The organism is Aquimarina ulvae, assembly GCF_053613295.3.
Genome location: NZ_JBSIBP030000003.1, coordinates 497,662 through 517,552, shown reverse-complemented (window position 1 = coordinate 517,552; position 19,891 = coordinate 497,662). Strand labels below are relative to the sequence as shown.

Annotated in this window: 11 protein-coding genes; 4 read left to right on the top strand and 7 right to left on the bottom strand. The window is 33.7% G+C overall.

The window, feature by feature from the left end; translation table 11 throughout:
• Nucleotides 1-13: 13 nt before the first annotated feature.
• Together ACWGOQ_RS09290 and ACWGOQ_RS09285 are read left to right on the top strand one after the other, a co-directional pair.
• Entirely contained in the window at nt 14-2,257 is a 2,244-nt protein-coding gene (locus ACWGOQ_RS09290) for an NAD(P)-binding protein (RefSeq protein ID WP_452057672.1), read from the top strand.
• 234 nt (nt 2,258-2,491) lie between these two features.
• Nucleotides 2,492-3,643 carry an acyltransferase family protein gene (locus ACWGOQ_RS09285; protein WP_452057671.1) on the top strand — a complete coding sequence of 384 codons (1,152 nt, stop codon included), beginning with the start codon at nt 2,492-2,494 and terminating at the stop codon, nt 3,641-3,643.
• Between the two features lie 214 nt (nt 3,644-3,857).
• On the opposite strand, the gene ACWGOQ_RS09280 is transcribed toward ACWGOQ_RS09285, so the two are convergent.
• The 3 genes from ACWGOQ_RS09280 to ACWGOQ_RS09270 form a co-directional block, all read right to left on the bottom strand.
• Nucleotides 3,858-4,916 carry a helix-turn-helix domain-containing protein gene (locus ACWGOQ_RS09280; protein WP_452057670.1) on the bottom strand — a complete coding sequence of 353 codons (1,059 nt, stop codon included), beginning with the start codon at nt 4,914-4,916 and terminating at the stop codon, nt 3,858-3,860.
• Between the two features lie 113 nt (nt 4,917-5,029).
• Entirely contained in the window at nt 5,030-6,136 is a 1,107-nt protein-coding gene (locus ACWGOQ_RS09275; RefSeq protein ID WP_452057669.1) for a type 1 glutamine amidotransferase domain-containing protein, read from the bottom strand.
• A 139-nt stretch (nt 6,137-6,275) separates the two neighbouring features.
• Nucleotides 6,276-7,478 carry a GAF domain-containing sensor histidine kinase gene (locus tag ACWGOQ_RS09270; protein ID WP_452057668.1) on the bottom strand — a complete coding sequence of 401 codons (1,203 nt, stop codon included), beginning with the start codon at nt 7,476-7,478 and terminating at the stop codon, nt 6,276-6,278.
• Between the two features lie 192 nt (nt 7,479-7,670).
• On the opposite strand from ACWGOQ_RS09270, the gene ACWGOQ_RS09265 reads away from it, so the two are divergent.
• Nucleotides 7,671-8,831 (top strand): iron-containing alcohol dehydrogenase, encoded by a 1,161-nt coding sequence (locus ACWGOQ_RS09265; protein ID WP_452057667.1) that lies wholly within the window; start codon nt 7,671-7,673, stop codon nt 8,829-8,831.
• Between the two features lie 446 nt (nt 8,832-9,277).
• Nucleotides 9,278-12,283 (top strand): GEVED domain-containing protein, encoded by a 3,006-nt coding sequence (locus tag ACWGOQ_RS09260; RefSeq protein WP_452057666.1) that lies wholly within the window; start codon nt 9,278-9,280, stop codon nt 12,281-12,283.
• 87 nt (nt 12,284-12,370) lie between these two features.
• Here the strand turns inward: ACWGOQ_RS09260 and ACWGOQ_RS09255 are convergent, their stop codons facing one another.
• From ACWGOQ_RS09255 to ACWGOQ_RS09240, 4 genes are all read right to left on the bottom strand, one after another.
• Nucleotides 12,371-13,261 carry a phospholipase A gene (locus ACWGOQ_RS09255; protein ID WP_452057665.1) on the bottom strand — a complete coding sequence of 297 codons (891 nt, stop codon included), beginning with the start codon at nt 13,259-13,261 and terminating at the stop codon, nt 12,371-12,373.
• 115 nt (nt 13,262-13,376) lie between these two features.
• Nucleotides 13,377-15,563, bottom strand: coding sequence for a S9 family peptidase (locus ACWGOQ_RS09250; protein ID WP_452057664.1), 2,187 nt, complete (start codon nt 15,561-15,563; stop codon nt 13,377-13,379).
• 171 nt (nt 15,564-15,734) lie between these two features.
• Nucleotides 15,735-19,004 carry an ABC transporter permease/M1 family aminopeptidase gene (locus ACWGOQ_RS09245; RefSeq protein ID WP_452057663.1) on the bottom strand — a complete coding sequence of 1,090 codons (3,270 nt, stop codon included), beginning with the start codon at nt 19,002-19,004 and terminating at the stop codon, nt 15,735-15,737.
• Between the two features lie 10 nt (nt 19,005-19,014).
• A complete protein-coding gene (locus ACWGOQ_RS09240) occupies nt 19,015-19,881 on the bottom strand; it encodes an ABC transporter ATP-binding protein (RefSeq protein ID WP_452057662.1) in 867 nt (288 codons plus the stop codon).
• Between the last annotated feature and the right edge of the window lie 10 nt (nt 19,882-19,891).

The following is a 19,891-nucleotide window of genomic DNA, read 5'->3' as shown; positions in this document are numbered from 1 at the left end:
AACTAATATACCAATGCATAACACAGAAAAGAACAAAAAGAAAATAGCTATTTTGGGGAGTGGTATGTCAGCACTTACCGCTGCTTATGAACTTAGCGCTTATAAAAACTGGCATGATCACTACGATATTACGATATACCAAATGGGTTGGCGACTAGGCGGAAAGACAGCAACAGGTAGAGGCCCAAAAGAACGTATTCAGGAGCACGGTATTCATATTGCTCAAGGATGGTACGAAAATGCATTCCGATTGATACAAGATTCTTATAAGGAATGTGAAGAGCATAATCTAATGCCTGATAGCCCTTTTAAATCCTGGGAAGATGGTTTTGACCGAGAGGATACTACCCTACTCACTCATTTTGATCCTAAAACAAATCAATGGATCAAAAAAAATATTATTTTTCCATCTAACGATTACATACCTGGTCAAGGTGGTCCATTACCTTTTTCAGCTATTATTAAAAAGGCTATTGGTCTGATTGCTGAAATTTTATTTGGTACAGATCCAAACAAAAAAAGTTTACTCAGTGCTAGTGCTACTTCAAAACCTGCTACAGAAATTAAACCTCCAGAACATCATCCTCTTTGGGTAAATTTCAGCGCTAAATTTGAAGAATTTATAAAGAATAAAGTTTTTCAACATGAAGGACAAAAGTTATTGAATTATGTTGCTGAATTAGTTCAGCATTTGAGCGAAAGAGATCATAATTACTCCACACGAAAAGAACATCATTCCATTATCAATGAACTTTTTGATATACTCGCTAAATGGGTGTCAAAACTTATTGATTCAATTACCGATCAGGACGAGTATATCTATTGGCTAGCTGTTTTTGTGGAATTTGGACTGATAAACATGAAAGGAACTTTTGATGATGTTTATAATCCTGAAACGCACCAATTAGAGTATGAACGTATCAATGACCTAGATTATCGTGAGTGGCTTCAGCAGCATGGCGCAAGTGAACGATTATTGAGTTCTGCTATGGTTAGATTTTTATATACAGGAACATTTCATAACCTTACCGGACCTGATCAACAAGGGAGTTTAGCAGCTGGTGTAGGACTTCATTTTCTAACGAACTCTGCCGGGTATAAGGGATCATTTGTTTGGAAATTTAAAGCTGGTACTGCAGATACCATGATTACTCCAATTTATTTGGTACTTAAAAATAGAGGAGTAAAGTTCAAGTTCTTTCACAAAGTTGAACAAGTTCATTATTCGGATTCGGGCGCTATAGAAAAAGTATCAATGGCTGAACAAGTTACTTTAAAAAATGGCACCTATACTCCTACTTATAAATTCAAAAACCTGGATGTATGGCCAGAAGAACCGCTTTATGACCAAATTGATGATGCACAAGCAAAAGCACTTAAAGAAGGACAATATGATCTTGAAGAATCTTGGTGTGGTTGGAAAAATATCGGTCAGATTTCTTTAGAAAAAGGGAAGGATTTTGATTATGTGATCTTAGGAATTCCTATTGACGTTTTAGGAGGTGATGAAGGTATTTGTAAAGAAATCATAAGTAATAGTGAAGCGTGGCATAACATGTATCATTATGTAAAAAGTATTCCTACGATGTCTATGCAATTATGGATTAAACCTACCCTAAAAGAATTGGGTATGAATTTATCTGATTGGGGTTTTCCTGTGGGGTCATTACCAAACTTAGTAACCTATGCAGACCCTCAATATTCTTTTATTGATATGTCACAGGTAATTTCATATGAAGATTGGAATGAAGATCGTCCAGGTGTTTTGATTTACTATACAGGATCATTCCTGGATCCGGAAGAAATACCTCCCTTTTCTGATCATAGGTATCCTCACGAGCAACTAGAACGAATTATACGTGTTTCAGAACAATGGTTGCGGGACAAAATGGGTTGGTTTTTCCCGAATGCTACAACGTTGGAATACCCAGAAGGAATGAAACTTGATGTGATCCATGATTTTTCACAAAAAGCTAAAACAGGTTATGGTCGACTAAAAACCCAATTTTTTAGAGCAAATGTAAATCCGACAGATAGATATACGTTATCACTACCAGGTTCTAACAGATACCGTCTCAAAGCAGATGAATCAGGTTTTGATAATCTTATCCTAACCGGAGATTGGATTAACTTTGGTGTTAATGTCGGGTATTATGAAGGGGCTATTATTTCTGGTCTTCAAGCTGGACAAGTGCTTCGTGAGAAACTCGGATTATCAAATGAGACAGCTATTTTTAATAGGGTATCCTTCAACTAATTGTAAACATTTCTTATATAAGGCAAAACGAAATAAATTAAAGTTTAAATTTAAATTACCTCATTTAAAATACTATTATTCAATGATTTAAAAAAAGTAATACTATAAAGTAATTGATTACAATAGTTTTAATACAATTTTGAACATCCCGTCATTTACCCGACATTTATAAAATGGCGTGGTTTTAAACAGGACCAAAATATATTTTTGGTCCTGTTTATTTAATCCTTCGTTATGCATAAATTCAAAAGACGTTATGATCTGGACTGGTGGCGTGTCATCTCCATCTTCCTTGTTTTCTTACATCATACAGGAATGCCTTTTAATGGAGATGGTTTTCATATTATGAATACGTCATCCAGTAAGTTGTTGGATGATATTATGGTATTTTTTGAGCAGTTCAGGTTACCATTATTATTTGTCATTTCAGGAACCGGAACAGTATTTGCTTTTTCAAAACGAAGTTGGAGGCAGTTTATAAAAGAACGTGCTACCAGGCTATTAGTGCCTTTCGTTTTTGGTGTTTTGGTGATTGTGCCACCGCAAACATACATAGAGCATCATACGTTGTACACATCATACATTGCTTTTTATATGGATTTACTGAAGCATTTGGAAATAAATCATCTTTGGTTTATTGAAAATCTATTTTACTTTTCTGTAGTCTGCATTCCTTTGATTTTATTCATAAAATCGTATTACGCTACTTCTTTTAAAGTAGCATTGGATTACTTTTGTTCAAAACCATTGGGACTATTTTCTATGGTAACCCCTCTTATCATTCTTAAAATAGTGACTAAAAAGTATTTTCCTGATGATGATACATCTATTACAAATCTTTCTACTACGCTTTTTTATGGTTATTTTTTCATCACAGGAATTATATTAGCCGGAACTAGAACATTATGGGATTCCTTAAAAAAATATAGAAAGTGGAATCTTGTTGCTGCCATTATTGCTGTCATACTATTCTATACTTTTTATCTCTTACCAGAAAACATCGCTGCGACTTATTGGAGTATTTCTACTCGATGGAACATTTGGTATGGATTAACTACCCTACTGAGTTGGTCAATCATCATTACTCTACTGGGATATGGTCAGATTTTGTTAGCTAAACCAAGTAGTTTGTTGAGTAAACTTAATGAAGGGATCTATCCTTTTTATATACTGCATCAGACTGTTATAATTGTAGTAGGATATCATATATTACAACAACCCTGGAGTATCCTTGTAAAGTTTATACTTTTAGGGATTACATCCTTTTGTATTACTATATGCATATATAGATTATTGATTTACCCCTTTAGGATTACTCGATTTTTATTTGGAATGAAAAAAAGATCTCCTATGTTAAAGCCATCACTATACAAAAGCCTTAAATAGATATAAGGAATTATATTTTATCTTTTATGGAAATTTATACTGATTGTAAACATTTAAATAGACTACACTTTTATAATTGTGGTTAATTAAGATTTCTAAATGAAGTGATATTTGACCATTAAATCAATGAAATACAAATACTTACGGATATTTAGCTATTCAATATTTTTGGTATAGTTTAATTATCCGAAGCCATTTTTAATTTTCTTATAGTCTATTTTTTTAATATTCTTTTCCTATACGAAGATGGAGTAATGCCTTCAAATTTCTTAAAAGCGCCATTGAATGAAGAAAGACTACTAAAGCCGGTATCAAAAGCGATAGAAGAAATAGTATACCTTTCGCTTTTGGTAGTAGTGAGTATCTTTTTTGCGTCTTGGATTCGATAATAGTTTATAAAATCATTAAAATTTTGCTCGGCGTATTGATTAATTACTGATGATATCGTTTGCGTGTTTTTACCTAGTGACTTACTAATTTTTGCTAATGAAATATCTGGTTCCTGATATAGTTTGTTATCTCTCACTATTGTAAGAATCTGATCAAATAAAACATCATCATTATTTGACTTAAAAACAGTACCATCCAGATCGGTGACCTTTAATTGAAAGGCTTTATAGCTCAGAAAATAGATTATTACAGAATATACCATAGGACCTAATACATAGGGTACTGTCTCATCTAAAATATTCAATACATAAGATCCCCATATTATAGACACACCAATAACCATAAATCGTAACCACTTAAAAATAAATTTTTGTGATTTTATTTGTGGTACTCGTTGATGTTTTTTTATCTTTTTCTTAAGTATCAGCCAGGATAATAAAATATAAAAAGCCAAATGAAGGTAAATAAAAATAAGCACACTACTAAATATAATAATGACCTGTTTACTTTGTTGTTGATACCATGCTCTGGTTACAAATAGACTGGCTCCAAAAACTAAAATAAATGGAACCAGTTCTATTGTATAATACCTTTGTAATTTAAAATTAGGATGTGTCATTCCCATTGTATACCATCTAAAAAGAGGACCAATTAATAATAGAAACGCTAAGCCGATAAAAATAAAGATAGGTTCTAAATTATCACCGAAATTAAGCATCACAGATTTTCCAATTCGAAATGCCATAAAAATCAATAGTAATCCTAGTAAAAGATTGGTAACAGTTTTTTTCTTTTTGAAAAAAATTAAATAAACAGCAAATAGTATCCCGTGCAGAAGTCCTGCGCTACTTACAATGATTAATAAAATATCTAGAAAGCTCAATAGGCATTTTTTTTCAAAAGTAACATTATTTGGTATGTTACTAAAATATATACGTATTGATACAGCTTCGTTATCCTGTCGTTAGTCATATGATTTTTTTTTCTTGTCTCCTGCTAGCCCTTATTCTCAGCTATAGCTTTGGTATAGGATGTCAGTCCAACCAAATTAATAAACTTACCCATTTTGCCTTGCATTGCCGCCATGATGCTATGTTTTGCGATAAGTATTCTAGATAACGGTTTCTTCTCTACCGTATACAGTCGCTTAATCATCTCTTTGGCTTTTTGAGATCCCTGTGACTCATAGACCTTCAACACATTTACTGCATGTTCTTCTGCGGTAGTTTCTCTATATTTTGGAGTATATCCTAATTCGGCAATCATTGTTTCGGCCAATAGCCATGTAGACCAGGGGTTTTGACCTGTGATTAGGTTTTGATCGTGACTTATATTTTCCAGATATAATGATCCTTCCTTAAAATTTGCACCTTTCTCTTTTAGTTTATCTTCTAAGAGAAAAGGGAATATTGTTTTTGCTTCAGGAATCAATAACAATTCTTCATTATTTGTAAAACCACTCACCATTTTATTTTCTAACAATGGTTTACCAGAGTCCAGTGTAACATTTACTAAAGCTGCCGGTCCGTGACATACGGCTCCAATCACTTTATTAGACTGATACAGGTTACGAATAATCGACTGAATCGCATTGTTTTCAGGAAAATCGAACATAGCTCCTTTGCCTCCAGCAAAAAATACAGCCTCATAGGCATCAGGGTCAACGTTTTGTACCAACATAGTATGCCCAACTTTATATTGTGCAATACTATCGTTTAAAAATGCAAAGTCAAATGGCCCCATATCCTCATCATCAATCACCACTGGTGGTTCGCCGCCCATTGGACTAGCAATGTCAACTTCAAAACCATTAGCCAGAAAAACATAGTATGCACGTGACAATTCCGTTAACTCATAACCAGTGCTTTCATCAGTGTTTCCCATAGTATCCGTACTAGTTACTATTGCCAGAATTTTTCCATGTTTCGGAATAACATCTTGCGATACATAGGGTAAATCGGATCGTTGTGTTAAAGTAATATCTTGTTGATTATTTTTAGCAGGTAATAAACTCATAAACCACCAACCAAAAATGAAAATTGTAACAACGATACCAATAACGGAAATTAGAATCCATTTAAGAATTCGATACTTTCTAGACATACTATAAATTTATAAAATTATAGCACGAAGTAACTTAAAGGATATCATAAAAGCTGTCGAAATGATAATTCCGTCAGCATAAATTGTTGGTAAGAGTTAAAACCGTTGTTATATAAAAAATCCGTTTACCTAAATGTATTTAAGTTTTAGCTATCGAAAAAGTAAAAGTACTTCCATTTCCTTCAGAAGAAACAACAGCGATGTCTCCGTCCAAATTTTGTACTATTTTCTTTACAGTTGCCAGTCCGATACCTGTTCCAAGGTTTCCATCTCTATCTGCTACACCAACAACTGTAAAAAGGTCGAATATTGTATCTAGGTAATCTTTTGGAATACCGTTACCATTATCTTTTATAGAAAATTTATATATACCTTCAGTTTCATCGACTGTAAAATTAATAACAACATCAGGATTCGAATTGTACTTTATTGCATTGGTGATGAGATTAACTAGTATTTGCATCAAAGCAGACTTATTCGCTACTATTTCATTTACATTTCCAAAAAGATTGAAAGTTACTTTATGTTCTGAATCTGTTATTTGTTTTAGCTCTTCGATAAGATGATCGATATATATCTTTTCTTTTGTGCTTTTTAGTAAATCATCACTCTTATAGAATTTTAAAATCCCATCAATATAATATTTAAGGGAAAAGGATGAAGTTTTAAGATACTCTAAATATTGTAAAGATTGTTCGTTAAGATTATTCTTATTTTCATCTTCTAAAAGTTCTGTAAGTGAGATTATATTAGCTAAAGGTGATTTAAGATCATGAGATACTACACTAGCAAACTTCTTTAAATCTTCGTTTCTTTTTTCAAGTTGGTCACTAAGCTTTGTAAGCTTTAAGTTTTGACATCGTTGTTCGAATAGATTAACGACTTGTTTGGACATAGCGAGTAATGCCTCTTTCTGTTCAGGTGTTAACGTTCTCGGTTTCTTGTCATATATACATAACGTACCCAGTTTAAAGCCTTCAGAATCTACTAAAGGTACACCAGCGTAAAAAACTGTTTGATATTGTGCTACTAAAGGATTATTTTGAAACCGTTCATCTTTTCTGGAATCCTCTATTATAGTTATGGGGTCATCAGAATTAATAGCATGTCCACAGAATGAGATTTCCCTTGGGGATTCGTTAAATGGTACACCAAGATGGGATTTAAAAAAGTTGCGATCGTTATCCAGAAGCGTAATTAATGAAATCGGCACATCACAAATATAAGCGATAATGGATGTGATGCTATCATAGCTTTCCTCTGGAAAAGTATCTAACAATCCATATTTTTCTACAGCTACTTGCCTTTGTTTTTCGTTTTTTGGAATCTTAGGTGATATCATTGGGACGAATCTAAAAAAATAATCTGGATCTAATGGAGCGTAATACAACATTAATTATTCCAATCCATAGTAGTAATGTCGTAAGATTTTATTTTTTCTTACCATAGATCAATTATTTACTGTTTTTTTATTTTGAAATTTGTAAATAAATATAACCTTACGTGTAACTAAAGAATAGAAAAAATATAAGTCATGAAGAATTTTGAATTATATGTCCCAACCAAAATAATTTTTGGTAAAGGAGAAATTAAAAAGTTGACTGCTGAAGTGCCTAAAGATAAAAAAGTTTTATTGCTTTACGGAGGAGGAAGCATAAAGAAAAATGGAGTCTATGATCAGGTAGCTACTGCACTTAAGGATCATACGGTTATCGAATTTGGTGGAATTGAAGCAAATCCAGAATATACTACCTTACTTAAGGCATTAGAAGTCATAAAAAAGGAAGATATTGATTATATGCTTGCAGTTGGTGGTGGTTCTGTAATTGATGGAACAAAGTTCTTGGCATCTGCTGCACGCTATGAAGGAGATGATCCTTGGGATATTCTGGCAAAAAGAATTAGGACAGTCAACGCATTACCTTTTGGTACAGTGCTAACATTACCAGCAACTGGAAGCGAAATGAACAGTGGTGCTGTAGTTAGCAGATCAGAAACAAACGAAAAAATGGTTATGGGTGGACCAGGATTATTTCCAGAATTTTCAATTTGTGACCCCGCAGTAGTTCATAGTATCCCCAAAAGACAACTGGCAAATGGTATTGCAGATGCGTATACGCATGTATTAGAACAATATATGACGTATCCAGCAGATGCTCCATTACAGGATCGATTTTCTGAAGGAATTTTACAAACATTAATAGAGATTGCTCCAACAGTAATAAAAGATCCGAGTAATTATAAAGCTGCTTCTAATTTTATGTGGTGTTGTACCATGGCATTGAATGGATATATACAAAAAGGGGTTCCAATAGATTGGAGTGTACATATGATTGCACACGAGCTCACCGCTTTTTACGGAATTGATCACGCACGCACACTGGCCGTGATATTGCCTAGTGCATACGCTAAGAAATTTGAACAGAAAAAAGAGAAATTATCACAATATGGGACACGTGTTTTTAATATTACCGAAGGCACGATTGAAGAAAAAGCGAGGGAAGCTATTAAAAAAACAGAAGGATTTTATCAGTCCCTAGGCATCGATACCAGATTAAGAGATTATACTGATGATTATGAGGGGTTTTCGAAAAAAGTTGCAAAAAACCTTACTGATCATGGAATGACTGCTTTGGGCGAACATCAGGATATTACTCCAGAAGTCGCAGCCGAAATTGTAGAGATGGCATATTAGATAGAAGAAACGTATTTGTTTTAAAGTGAAAGCCTTTTTTGTAAAATATTTTACAAAAAGGCTTTCACTATTTATACTACAAAAAGTCTTTTGTATGTAGTGGTTTTGATTATTACAAAATGCTACTATTTCGTTAGTTTAAATTCAGGTTCAGTCTTTGTATAAAATAACCTTTAAAAAATACTTCAAATTTATTTTTAAGACCGATAATATGGAAAAAAGTTGGCATAGATTCCCTTACATTTTTGAGTTATATTTCATAAGGTTAATGAACCGTTACTTTCTGTCTATAATTTACTAGAAACGAATGTAAACGACTAAATAAATGGTTATTACACAACCTTAATATGGTCTTCCCTTTTATTATTAAAAAACCTAAGATAATTTCAATATTGTGTTAAAATTTAACTTAAATTTAAATTAATTAACTATTTAAACTAACACAAATGAAATTAAAACTCACCTTACTAACAGCCTTTCTTTGGGGCTCTTTTATGGTCAATGCACAACAAACAGGAACAAAAGCCTTCTATCATGGAAAAGTTTCTTCTGTAGAATATGTTTCCTCATTAGCATCAAGACCCAACGATCTAGTTCCACCCGATAATTCTGTTAGAGAAGCCAAGGATAAAAGGTCTTTAGGAAATCAAATTATCTCGGGTAAAGATCCACAAACTGAAAATGATTATTATTTCAGAAATAAAAATGCGATGGAGAAAAGTGTACAAAGAGCTCCTGCTAGTTTAGTTTTTGATACGTACACCTCAAATTCTCAACCCACAGATCCTTCTATAGCTGTTGGGCCTAATCACGTAATTGTAGTATATAATACTGGCTTTATGATTTATGATAAATCTGGTAACCAGTTAGTTGGACAAACATCTCCAAATCCAGCTATTTTCCCTTCGGGTGGCTGTTGTGATCTTACAGCCTCTTATGATAATGCAGCAGATAGATGGGTACTTTCGTTTCTGGGATCAGGAGCTCAAGTAGCAATTTCTGATGGCCCCAATCCAGTAACATCGGGATGGTTCGTGTATAATATATCAGGAATACAGGATTATCAAAAGTTATCTGTTTGGAGCGATGGATATTATATAACAGAAAACACGGGCGGAACTAATAAATTATGGGCATTAGAAAGAGATGCTATGTTAGCTGGGGATCCAAATGCCCAAATTCTTGGCTTTAACCTCCCTGGAATTGTAACTAGTGGTTTTTTTAGTCCACAGGCGCTAAATGTTACTAATGGTAATTTACCTGCTCCCGGAGGAGCTACAATCCTTTACTTACAAGATAATGCTTGGAATGGCGTATCTGTTGATCATATTAAAGTATGGACGGCAGATGTAGATTGGAATAATCCTGGAAATTCTACGGTTTCTAATCCACAAGAAATTGTTACTACACCATTTATCAGTGTTTTTGACGGAGGAAGTTTTGTTAATCTAACACAACCAGGAGGAGGTACTTCTATTGATGCTTTACAAGCAACCATTATGAATCAAGCACAATTTAGAAAATTTGCTACTCATAATTCTGCTGTATTTAATTTTGTAGTAGATGCGGATGCAAGTTCTGGAGAACTAGCCGCAATACGATGGTATGAATTTCGCCAAAGCGGAGACAATCAACCTTGGTCCTTATATCAGGAAGGAACGTATACAGCACCAGACGGAAGACACGCTTGGCACGCAAGTTTGGCAATGGACGGTCAAGGAAATATAGGGATGGGATATACATCTATGTCAGGACCAACAACGCCAACAACAGTAAGAGTAAGTTCTTATTTTACCGGTAGATTAAGTTCTGATCCTTTAGGGACGATGACGAGTGCAGAAGAACTGATAGCTAATGGAACAGGGAACATTCCGGGAACACGCTATGGGGATTATAGTAAAATTGATGTAGATCCATCTGATGATGCCTCATTTTGGTTTATTAATGAGTATGTAAATAGTGGTCGAAGAGGTGTTGTTGGTAAATTTCAGGTTGAAGCTGGAATTCCTGATACAGAAGCGCCTACAGATCCTACAAACTTAGTTGTTAGCAATATTACTTCTGGTGGAGCAATACTTAACTGGACTGCTTCTACGGATAATATAGGTGTAGCTAGATATACTATTTCTATTGATGGTACTGTAGTAGGTACTTCTACTACAACAGACTTTAATGTCACTGGACTTTCTCCTTTAACCTCGTATTCTGCTTCTGTAAGTGCTGAAGATGCCGCTGGAAATGTTTCTGGAAATGCAACCGCTTCATTTACAACCATAGATGGAAGCACTACTGTTTATTGTGATTCTGAAAGCACAAATGTTAGTGACGAATTTATTAGTAACGTTGAATTGAATACGATAAACAATGCGTCTGGAGCTCAGTTTTATTCTGATTTTAGTGCTATTTCTACGGATCTAAATGAAGGCCAAACATATACTGTTACCGTAACACCTACCTGGACTGGTACAATATATTCAGAAGGGTATGCCGTATGGATTGATTACAATAACAACGGAGATTTTGATGATGCGGGCGAACTGGTTTGGTCAAAATCTCCATCTACGAACACTCCAAATAGTGGATCCTTTACTGTTCCGAATGGAACTTCTGAAACTTCAGTACGGATGAGAGTTTCTATGAAGTACAATGCTATTCCTACTTCTTGCGAGACTTTTACGTATGGTGAAGTAGAAGATTATACTATTAACTTAAGTAGTGATGGAGATGGCGACACACTTCCGCCTACTGGTTATTGTGATTCTAACGGTCAAATAACTAGTGATGAATATATATCTAGAGTACAACTAGGTAGTATAAACAATGTAACTACAGCCGAGACTGGTGGATATGGTGATTATACATCTATTACTACAACCTTAAGTAACACCAATACGATTACGGTTACGCCTACTTGGACCGGAACGATCTATCCTGAAGCATATGCCGTCTGGATAGATTATAACAGAGATGGAGATTTTGCAGATGCAAATGAATTAGTATGGTCAAAGAGTCCTTCAAGAGATGCAGTTAATACAGGTAGTTTTACAGTTCCATCAGGAGCGTCTCAAGGAGCAACTCGTATGCGTGTATCTATGAAATATAATGATATACCATCAACTTGCGAATCATTTAGATATGGAGAAGTTGAAGATTACGTAGTAATTATTGGAGCCTCTAGTCGTGATGAATTAGTTTCTTTTACAAGAATAGCTGATAAAAAGATCCGATTACATCCGATTCCTGCAACTTCAATACTGAATATTGATCTGAATGAAGAGAGATTTGATGAGATCATTGTGATTTCGTCGAATGGAGCTATTGTGAAAAAAATAACTCCAAAAGAATCTTCTTTTGGAGTTGATATTTCTCAATTTTCTAATGGATTGTATTTTGTAAGATTTACTAATTCTGAAGGATTAGCAATTACAAAAAGGTTTCTTGTAAAGAAATAAACTAAGAATATTTATTAGCCAATAAGTACTTGAAAAGGCTGCCATCATTTTGATTGGCAGTCTTTTTACATTATTTGTATTACGATATTATCTCCACTGCATAAGTGATAAACCAATTCCAAAAGTTGTTTGACTATGGTTATAGTCGATTAAACTTTCTCCATATCCATGAAACAATTGTGCCTGAACCTGCAATTGACCTAAAATTTTAATAGCATAATCCAAACGTATACTTCCTCTGTTGTTGCTTCCATCACGTAGCGAATGTTTTGCCAGAATGCTGATATCGTGTCTTCCTTTAGAAAAAATGGTTAAAAATTCGGTTCTACCGATATAATTCTCAATACCCGGATTATCGTCTTCAACAGTAGTTGCTGGCAATCGCCACCAAGGTCTTAGTACAAAACTCCAGGAAGAAGTTTCCCATCCAAAATGTAATACAATTCTATTCCAGCTTCTTGATAATGGATTAGATCTTCCATTGCTCTGATGATTAATTCCTATGCCAGAGAACACTCCTTTCAATCCTAAAATTTTATAAGGTGTCGGAAAAATCAGCATCACTTCAGGTTCGTAATTAGTTTCTCTAAATGGCCTAGATATGTTGGCACTATATAACTGCCACCTAGAAGATTGGGTATACCCCACCCAAACATCGCCACCTGTTTTTTTTCCTAAAAGATTTCTTACTGCTCTTGTTTTGAAACTTAACTGAAATTTTAATTCCGTGTCAGAGAAATCAGATGGTTCTTCTACCGTATTAAGAGGATTATCGCTCGTAGGAAAATTATTGATATCGGTAGTGTAATTAGCTATTAAGAAATATACAGGTTTGTAAGGTTCAATCTTAAAACGCTTTATACTATCTCGTTGAATTTGCCATCTTTTAGACAAGCTTCCCTTAGAATCTTGAACAGCCTGACTGTAACTAAAGTATGATATAAAAACACATATAACTGTGGTAAGTACTACTTTCATAAATTTTTATACACTAGTATCATTAAAAAAGGAGTTATTACTATTCTCAAAATTCATTTTAATTAAAAAAAGCGAGCAAAAAAATTGAACTCTAACTCGCTTTAATAAAATATTTTTAGTTTTTTATCCCTTCTAAATCGAGCATGAAAGCGTATTCTAGAGAAGTACTTTTATATCGCTCAAAACGGCCGGATGCTCCACCGTGACCAGTTTCCATATCACAATCCATAATTAAGAGATTATTGTCTGTCTTTAGCTCCCTAAGTTTGGCAATCCACTTGGCCGGTTCCCAATATTGCACCTGACTATCCCAATATCCAGTTGTGATCAAGATGTTTGGATATTCTTTAGCTTCCACATTATCATAAGGAGAATAGGACTTTATATACTCATAGTATTCTTTATTTTTAGGATTCCCCCACTCGTCAAATTCAAAAGTTGTTAGTGGTATCGTCTCATCCATCATCGTTGACACAACATCCACAAATGGCACAGCAGCAACTACTCCATTCCAAAGCTCTGGTTTCATATTTAGAACAGCTCCCATTAACAATCCCCCAGCGCTACCTCCATAAGCATACAAATGATCTGAACTTGTGTATCCTTCTTTTACTAAAAAATCTCCTGCATCAATAAAATCAGTAAATGTATTCTTCTTTTTAAGAAGCTTTCCGTCTTCATACCAATATCTTCCCATTTCTTGTCCTCCTCTGATATGCGCCATAGCATATACAAATCCACGATCTAACAAACTGAGTCTGGTAGAGCTAAAATAAGGCTCCGTACTACTTCCGTATGAACCATAAGAATACAATAACAAAGGTGTATTGGCACTTTTTTTAATTCCTTTCTTGTAAACAAGTGATATAGGAACTTTTACACCATCTCTTGCTGTGGCATACAGACGTTCTGATACATAATTATCTTTAGAGAAATTAGGATCTAATACCGCTTGTTCTTTTAAAACTGTTTTCACTTTAGTATCCATATTATAATCTATAACGCTGCTGGGTGTAGTCAAAGAAGTGTAACTATATCGTAAAATATTGGTGTCAAAATCAAGATTTGTAGACGGATACGTTACATATGCAGGATCATTAAATGATATGTAATGATCCTCTACTCCATCCCATTTTCTTACACGAATCGTACTTAGACCTTCTTTTCTTTCACTAAGGACCAAATGATTTTTAAAAACAGTGAAATCTTGTAACAAAATATCATCTCTATGTGGTACTACATCTACCCAATTTTCTTTAGTTGTTTCAGTAACAGGGGTTTTCACAAGTTTAAAGTTTTTCGCATCTAGATTTGTATGAATATAAAAATGATCACCAAAATGCGCTACACTGTACTCCAGATCCCTTTCTCTAGGTTGTATCACCTTCCACTCTCCATTGGGAGTATCAGCATCCAGATACCTGTATTCTGTTGATAAAGTTTGATAGCTACCACTAATAATATATTTATCGGATCTTGATTTATACACAAATGTACTAAAGGTATCATCTTCTTCATTAAAAATAAGCTCATCCATTGATTGAGCAGTTCCTAATACGTGCTTATAAATCTTATTGGCTCTTAGTGTAATTGAATCTTTAGAGGTATAAAAAACTGTTTTATTATCATTCGCCCAAGCAACGCTTCCTGTAGTATTTACTAATTCATCAGAAAGTAATTCATTGGTTATTAAATCTTTAAAATAAATAGTATATCTACGTCTTGATACGGTATCAATTCCATATGCCAGTATTTTATTATCCGAACTAATAGATCTACCTCCTAGTGCAAAATAAGAAAGATTTTTAGCCATTTCTGGGCCGTTAAGTATAATTTCTTCTTTTGCACCTTCTTCTAATTGTTTACGACAATATAACGCGTAGTCCATTCCTTTTTCAAATCGAGTATAATAGGAATACCCGTTATCATTATAGGGTACGGATGAATCATCTTTTTTGATTCGTCCTACGATTTCATCAAATAACGTTTTTTGAAGACTATCCGTATGTTTCATAGCAGCATCCTTATAATCATTTTCCGCATGTAAATAATCTAAAACATCTTGTGTTTGTGCATCGGGAGTTTCAGCGTTTTTCTGCTCATCACTAAGACGCATCCAAAAATAATTATCGGTTCGTGTATCCCCATGTGCCGTTAATTCTTCTGCTACTTTTTTGGCAACGGGAGTATCTAATGATTCATACGGTTTTTGTTTTACTTCGGATTTTTCTTCTTTCGTCTTATTACATGCTATAAAAAACACTGAGAGAATAAGAAATAGATTGATGATTTTGTTTTTCATGAAAAAATAAGTTTTGATTGTTACGCTATAAATGTACTAGTATTCTACGATTAATTCATTATTTGCAGGATTAGAAATTAGGATACAACTACAATCTCATGCTCGTATCGATACCATCAGGCCTTATATGCTATGTTAAGAAAATTTTAAATCATCTACCAGAAGAATAATTTATTTTACGGTTTCAAATAGATCAGTAATAACGTGCTTTTGATGGTTTGGCGTAACTTCTCTAAAATATGATAATAGGTCCTTTGTAGTTGCGTATCTATCCAATACAGTTTTAAGTCTGCCAGTCTGACCATGCCAATCTTCAATAAAACGTTTTAATGCGAGATTAACAGCATCCTCTCCTATTTCCTGTTGCAGTGTATACATAGCTAAAGCCCCTTTATTATAATAGATATAATCCTGATTTTCTACAAATTCTAATGAGGGCTCTTCGACTTTTGATTTTTTTCGTTCACGGTTGTATGTGTCTTTTTGAAACTCTAAAAACTGATGTATCTTTTCTTCTGGATAATTATCTTTTAGAACCATCAAAGCTGCATATTGTGATAAAGTTTCTAAAATCATATGACGACCCTGAACGTTTGCTGCTTCTACTTGCATACCAAACCATTGATGTGCTACTTCGTGAGCTGTAATATAAAATACCATATCTACATCTTTTTTTTCGTCAATATTCAATACGAACCCTATAGCTTCAGAAAAAGGAATGGTATTTGGAAATGACTGAGCGAATACTTTATACCTTGGAAATTCCATTATACGTAATTGTTCGTATTGATAAGGACTAAAATTAATACTGAAATAATCTAAAGAAGCTTTCATAGAAGCGATCATTATATCCAAATTATAGGTATGCGTTTTGTGATGATATATCTCTAAAGAGACAGGTGCTGTAGCACTAGACGATAATGATTGCCAACTGTCTTTTTTGACATTATAGTCTGCAGAAACTATTGAATAGAAATTTATCATGGGCTGATCCATCTTATAATGAAAATAATTTCGATTATTCTCTTCCCACTGTTTAATAAGAGTACCAGATGTTATTGCGGTCTGCTCACTTGTTGTACCAATAATAGCTTCAAAATTGATACCATTTGAATCGCCTCCAGAAATGGCATTAACCAATTCACGTGCATCCGCTCTGTTAGGCTTATTTACTCTGGGTTCTAGTTGATATTCCTTACGTTCGTCTGCATCACGGAGCTCATATTTTTTATCATACCCAATTGTCGGAAACTCCTGATTGTCAAAAAAAGTACCATTATTGACTAGTTGTGTGTCATCATTTTGATCATCAAATCCTTTGGGAATATAAGATTGTATAAAATTCATTTTTATTGAATCTCCTGGTTGTAGTGCTTTCGACAACGAATAAATAGTGTAATCAAATTGATTATATGCTCTATGAACGGAAGCTCCACTTTTAAAAAACACAGAATCTAAAAGTATGTGGCTTGCGATTTTTTTCTGAATATGAATGTTCCTAATTGGATGATCATATGTGTTTTTTAATATATAATACCCATCAACCGAATATGCCCTGTTTTTAGGAAATAACTCAACCTTCAAATGTACTTTTGTGATTTTGGGCTGTGGTATATACTCGTATTTTTTCAGAACTTTTTCATAAGTAGCTCTAAATACTTTTTTTTCTGGATTAGTCCAATATTCATTAAGTATATTCATGTTATAAAAAATATAACCTCCTATAATTACAAATATAAAACTAGCTGAAATAACAAATTGTTTTAAAGGTTTGGAAAGACGATATCTAATACTCCTTAAACGTTTAAATAGTTTGGTTTCTGTACCCCGGACAGAAAACACAGCGCTAATAATTAGCAATGTACTGCCAAACACAAGCCAATACGACTTAATCCATAAATATGGTTTCAGAAAATGACCATACCCATTCATACTTGAATAAGTCCCCAAAGTTTTACCACCGAACTTATATAAGCTATGCTGAAATCCAATAGCTTCAGAGCTTAGGTTAATGATAAAAAATAACAATGTCAGAAGGATTCCAATGAATTTATTATTACTGACTACTTGGAAAAAAAATGCGATAAATGTGTAAAGTACTAAGAATGGTAATATTTCTAAAAAGAATCCAAAAAAGTAAACCTCCAATTCAAAATGATAATAATCATGAAAAACTTGAAATAGTATGCCTGTTAGGATCAAGCTTAACATCAATATCACATAAATACTTACAAGAGCAATGAACTTACTTACAAGAGGAAGTACATCAGAAATAGACGTGGCGTCATACAATAAGTTTAATTTGGCATTTCGTTCTTTCCAAATAAGTTCTCCAGAATAAAAAAGCAGTATAATTATAAAGAAATAGAGAGACATTTCTTGTAATTCTTCTACAATAAAATAAGTTGCTGGATAGCTATCTACACCATACACCGTTCCCAAGCTCACCGAATTGATTAAGATGATAATTATTCCACAAATAGCAATCGCCCAAAATGAAGTTTCTTTGAGTAAAGAAACTATATAAAACTTTGAAAGCCCTACCAATTGAAGACAGTATGTTCTAACAGAGTATTTTATATTCAGTTTGGGAATTTGATATTTAGCTTTTAAAGAAACTTCTTGCTGATTGGATTCTAATACTTTCTTATTCTTAGAAGTTTTTGAAAGAATGGTAAAAGAAAATTTTTGATATCCTATTAGCAATAGAACAACTCCTAATACTCCCCAAAACATTTTATTATAAAGTAGAACACCGTTAAACAATATTTCTAATGAATTACGCTCTGCAACGGACCAGTTTTTGGCAACTTTAGTTAAGGTGGTTAATGAAAAAGGATCTAAAATCGCTTGTATAGTTTCATTCTTGATTGCTTTTGTCAATAAAAAAACAACAAATAAAAATATCCCCTGTGTATATACTACTAATAATTTCTTACTTAACATTCCGGTGACAAAAAATAAAGATGCCCCAAATAATAATATAGGAAACATAATAACAAGGAACGATTGAAAATAAATACCAGGTGCAAAAGGCAATAGATCTGTACGCCAAGGCATGTATTCACCAACCATCATACCAAGTGGTACTGCAATAAAGATTAATAACAATATAATGAATGACCCTAAAAATTTACCTAATAGATATGCTCGTTTTTTTATTGGGTTTGTAAATAGCAATGATGTTATCCCATATTGAAAATCCCGCAGTACAGGAACCCCCATAATCATCGAAGCCATAATCATGAAAATTCCTGTAATCGCCCCCATAGTTTTAGCAATTACTAATGGGGCATTTTTTTTAACAAGACCAATCTCTACACCTTGAAAAATAAAATCTACACCCACAATGGAGAACAAAAACAGAAATAAGAAAAATACATATGTTTCAGGGCGTTTTATTCTATATTTAAGTTCAAATTTGAATATTTCGTACCACATAGTTTTGTTTTTAGTTGTTAATTTGAGAGAAATAAACGTCTTCTAACCCAGCATTTACAGGAACAAAGCCATTTTTTGGATGATCATCACACAAAACGTGAATAATTGGTTTGCCTAGAAATAATTTTTCATTGATAACTTTATATTCCTTCTTATGAGCTTCCAGTTCATCTTTGTGAATTGTTTTTTTAAATACCTTATTTTCCATGTTCTCAATAAGTTCCAAAGGTTTTCCTTGCAATACTACTTGACCACGATTTATGATCGCCATTTTGGTGCATAGCTCTTTTACATCATCAACAATATGCGTTGATAGAATAACGATCGTATTTTCTCCAATCTCGCTTAGAAGGTTATAAAATCGGTTTCGCTCTGTAGGGTCTAGCCCAGCGGTTGGCTCATCAACTATAAGTAATTTGGGATTGTTGAGTAAAGCTTGAGCAATACCGAAACGTTGTTTCATTCCGCCAGAATATCCTCCTAGATTTTGCTTTCTAACATTATATAGGTTTGTTTTATGTAGTAGTCCGTCGACAATATCTTTGCGTTCACTTTTATTAGTAATTCCTTTTAAAACAGCAAAATGATTTAGTAATATATTAGCAGATACTTTAGGATAAACGCCAAATTGTTGCGGTAGATACCCTAAAACTTTCCTCACCTCATTTTTTTGTTTAAGTACATTCAGGTTTTCTAACAAAATCGTACCTGAGTCCGCATCTTGTAAGGTTGCTATTGTTCTCATTAATGTGGACTTCCCTGCCCCATTGGGACCAAGCAACCCAAACATTCCTTTAGGAATATGAAGTGTAATATTTTGTAAAGCTTTTACTCTATTTGTGTAAGTTTTTGATATGTTATCAATGATTAGTTCCATACTGTTCGTT

What these genes read in the sequence shown, in the direction of transcription:
- ACWGOQ_RS09270 (WP_452057668.1), bottom strand. Translation starts at nt 7,478, where the DNA reads ATGATATCACCTAAGATTCCAAAAAACGAAAAACAAAGGCAAGTAGCT.
- ACWGOQ_RS09260 (WP_452057666.1), top strand. Translation starts at nt 9,278, where the DNA reads ATGAAATTAAAACTCACCTTACTAACAGCCTTTCTTTGGGGCTCTTTT.
- ACWGOQ_RS09275 (WP_452057669.1), bottom strand. Translation starts at nt 6,136, where the DNA reads ATGTCTAGAAAGTATCGAATTCTTAAATGGATTCTAATTTCCGTTATT.
- ACWGOQ_RS09290 (WP_452057672.1), top strand. Translation starts at nt 14, where the DNA reads ATGCATAACACAGAAAAGAACAAAAAGAAAATAGCTATTTTGGGGAGT.
- ACWGOQ_RS09255 (WP_452057665.1), bottom strand. Translation starts at nt 13,261, where the DNA reads ATGAAAGTAGTACTTACCACAGTTATATGTGTTTTTATATCATACTTT.
- ACWGOQ_RS09245 (WP_452057663.1), bottom strand. Translation starts at nt 19,004, where the DNA reads ATGTGGTACGAAATATTCAAATTTGAACTTAAATATAGAATAAAACGC.
- ACWGOQ_RS09265 (WP_452057667.1), top strand. Translation starts at nt 7,671, where the DNA reads ATGAAGAATTTTGAATTATATGTCCCAACCAAAATAATTTTTGGTAAA.
- ACWGOQ_RS09240 (WP_452057662.1), bottom strand. Translation starts at nt 19,881, where the DNA reads ATGGAACTAATCATTGATAACATATCAAAAACTTACACAAATAGAGTA.
- ACWGOQ_RS09285 (WP_452057671.1), top strand. Translation starts at nt 2,492, where the DNA reads ATGCATAAATTCAAAAGACGTTATGATCTGGACTGGTGGCGTGTCATC.
- ACWGOQ_RS09250 (WP_452057664.1), bottom strand. Translation starts at nt 15,563, where the DNA reads ATGAAAAACAAAATCATCAATCTATTTCTTATTCTCTCAGTGTTTTTT.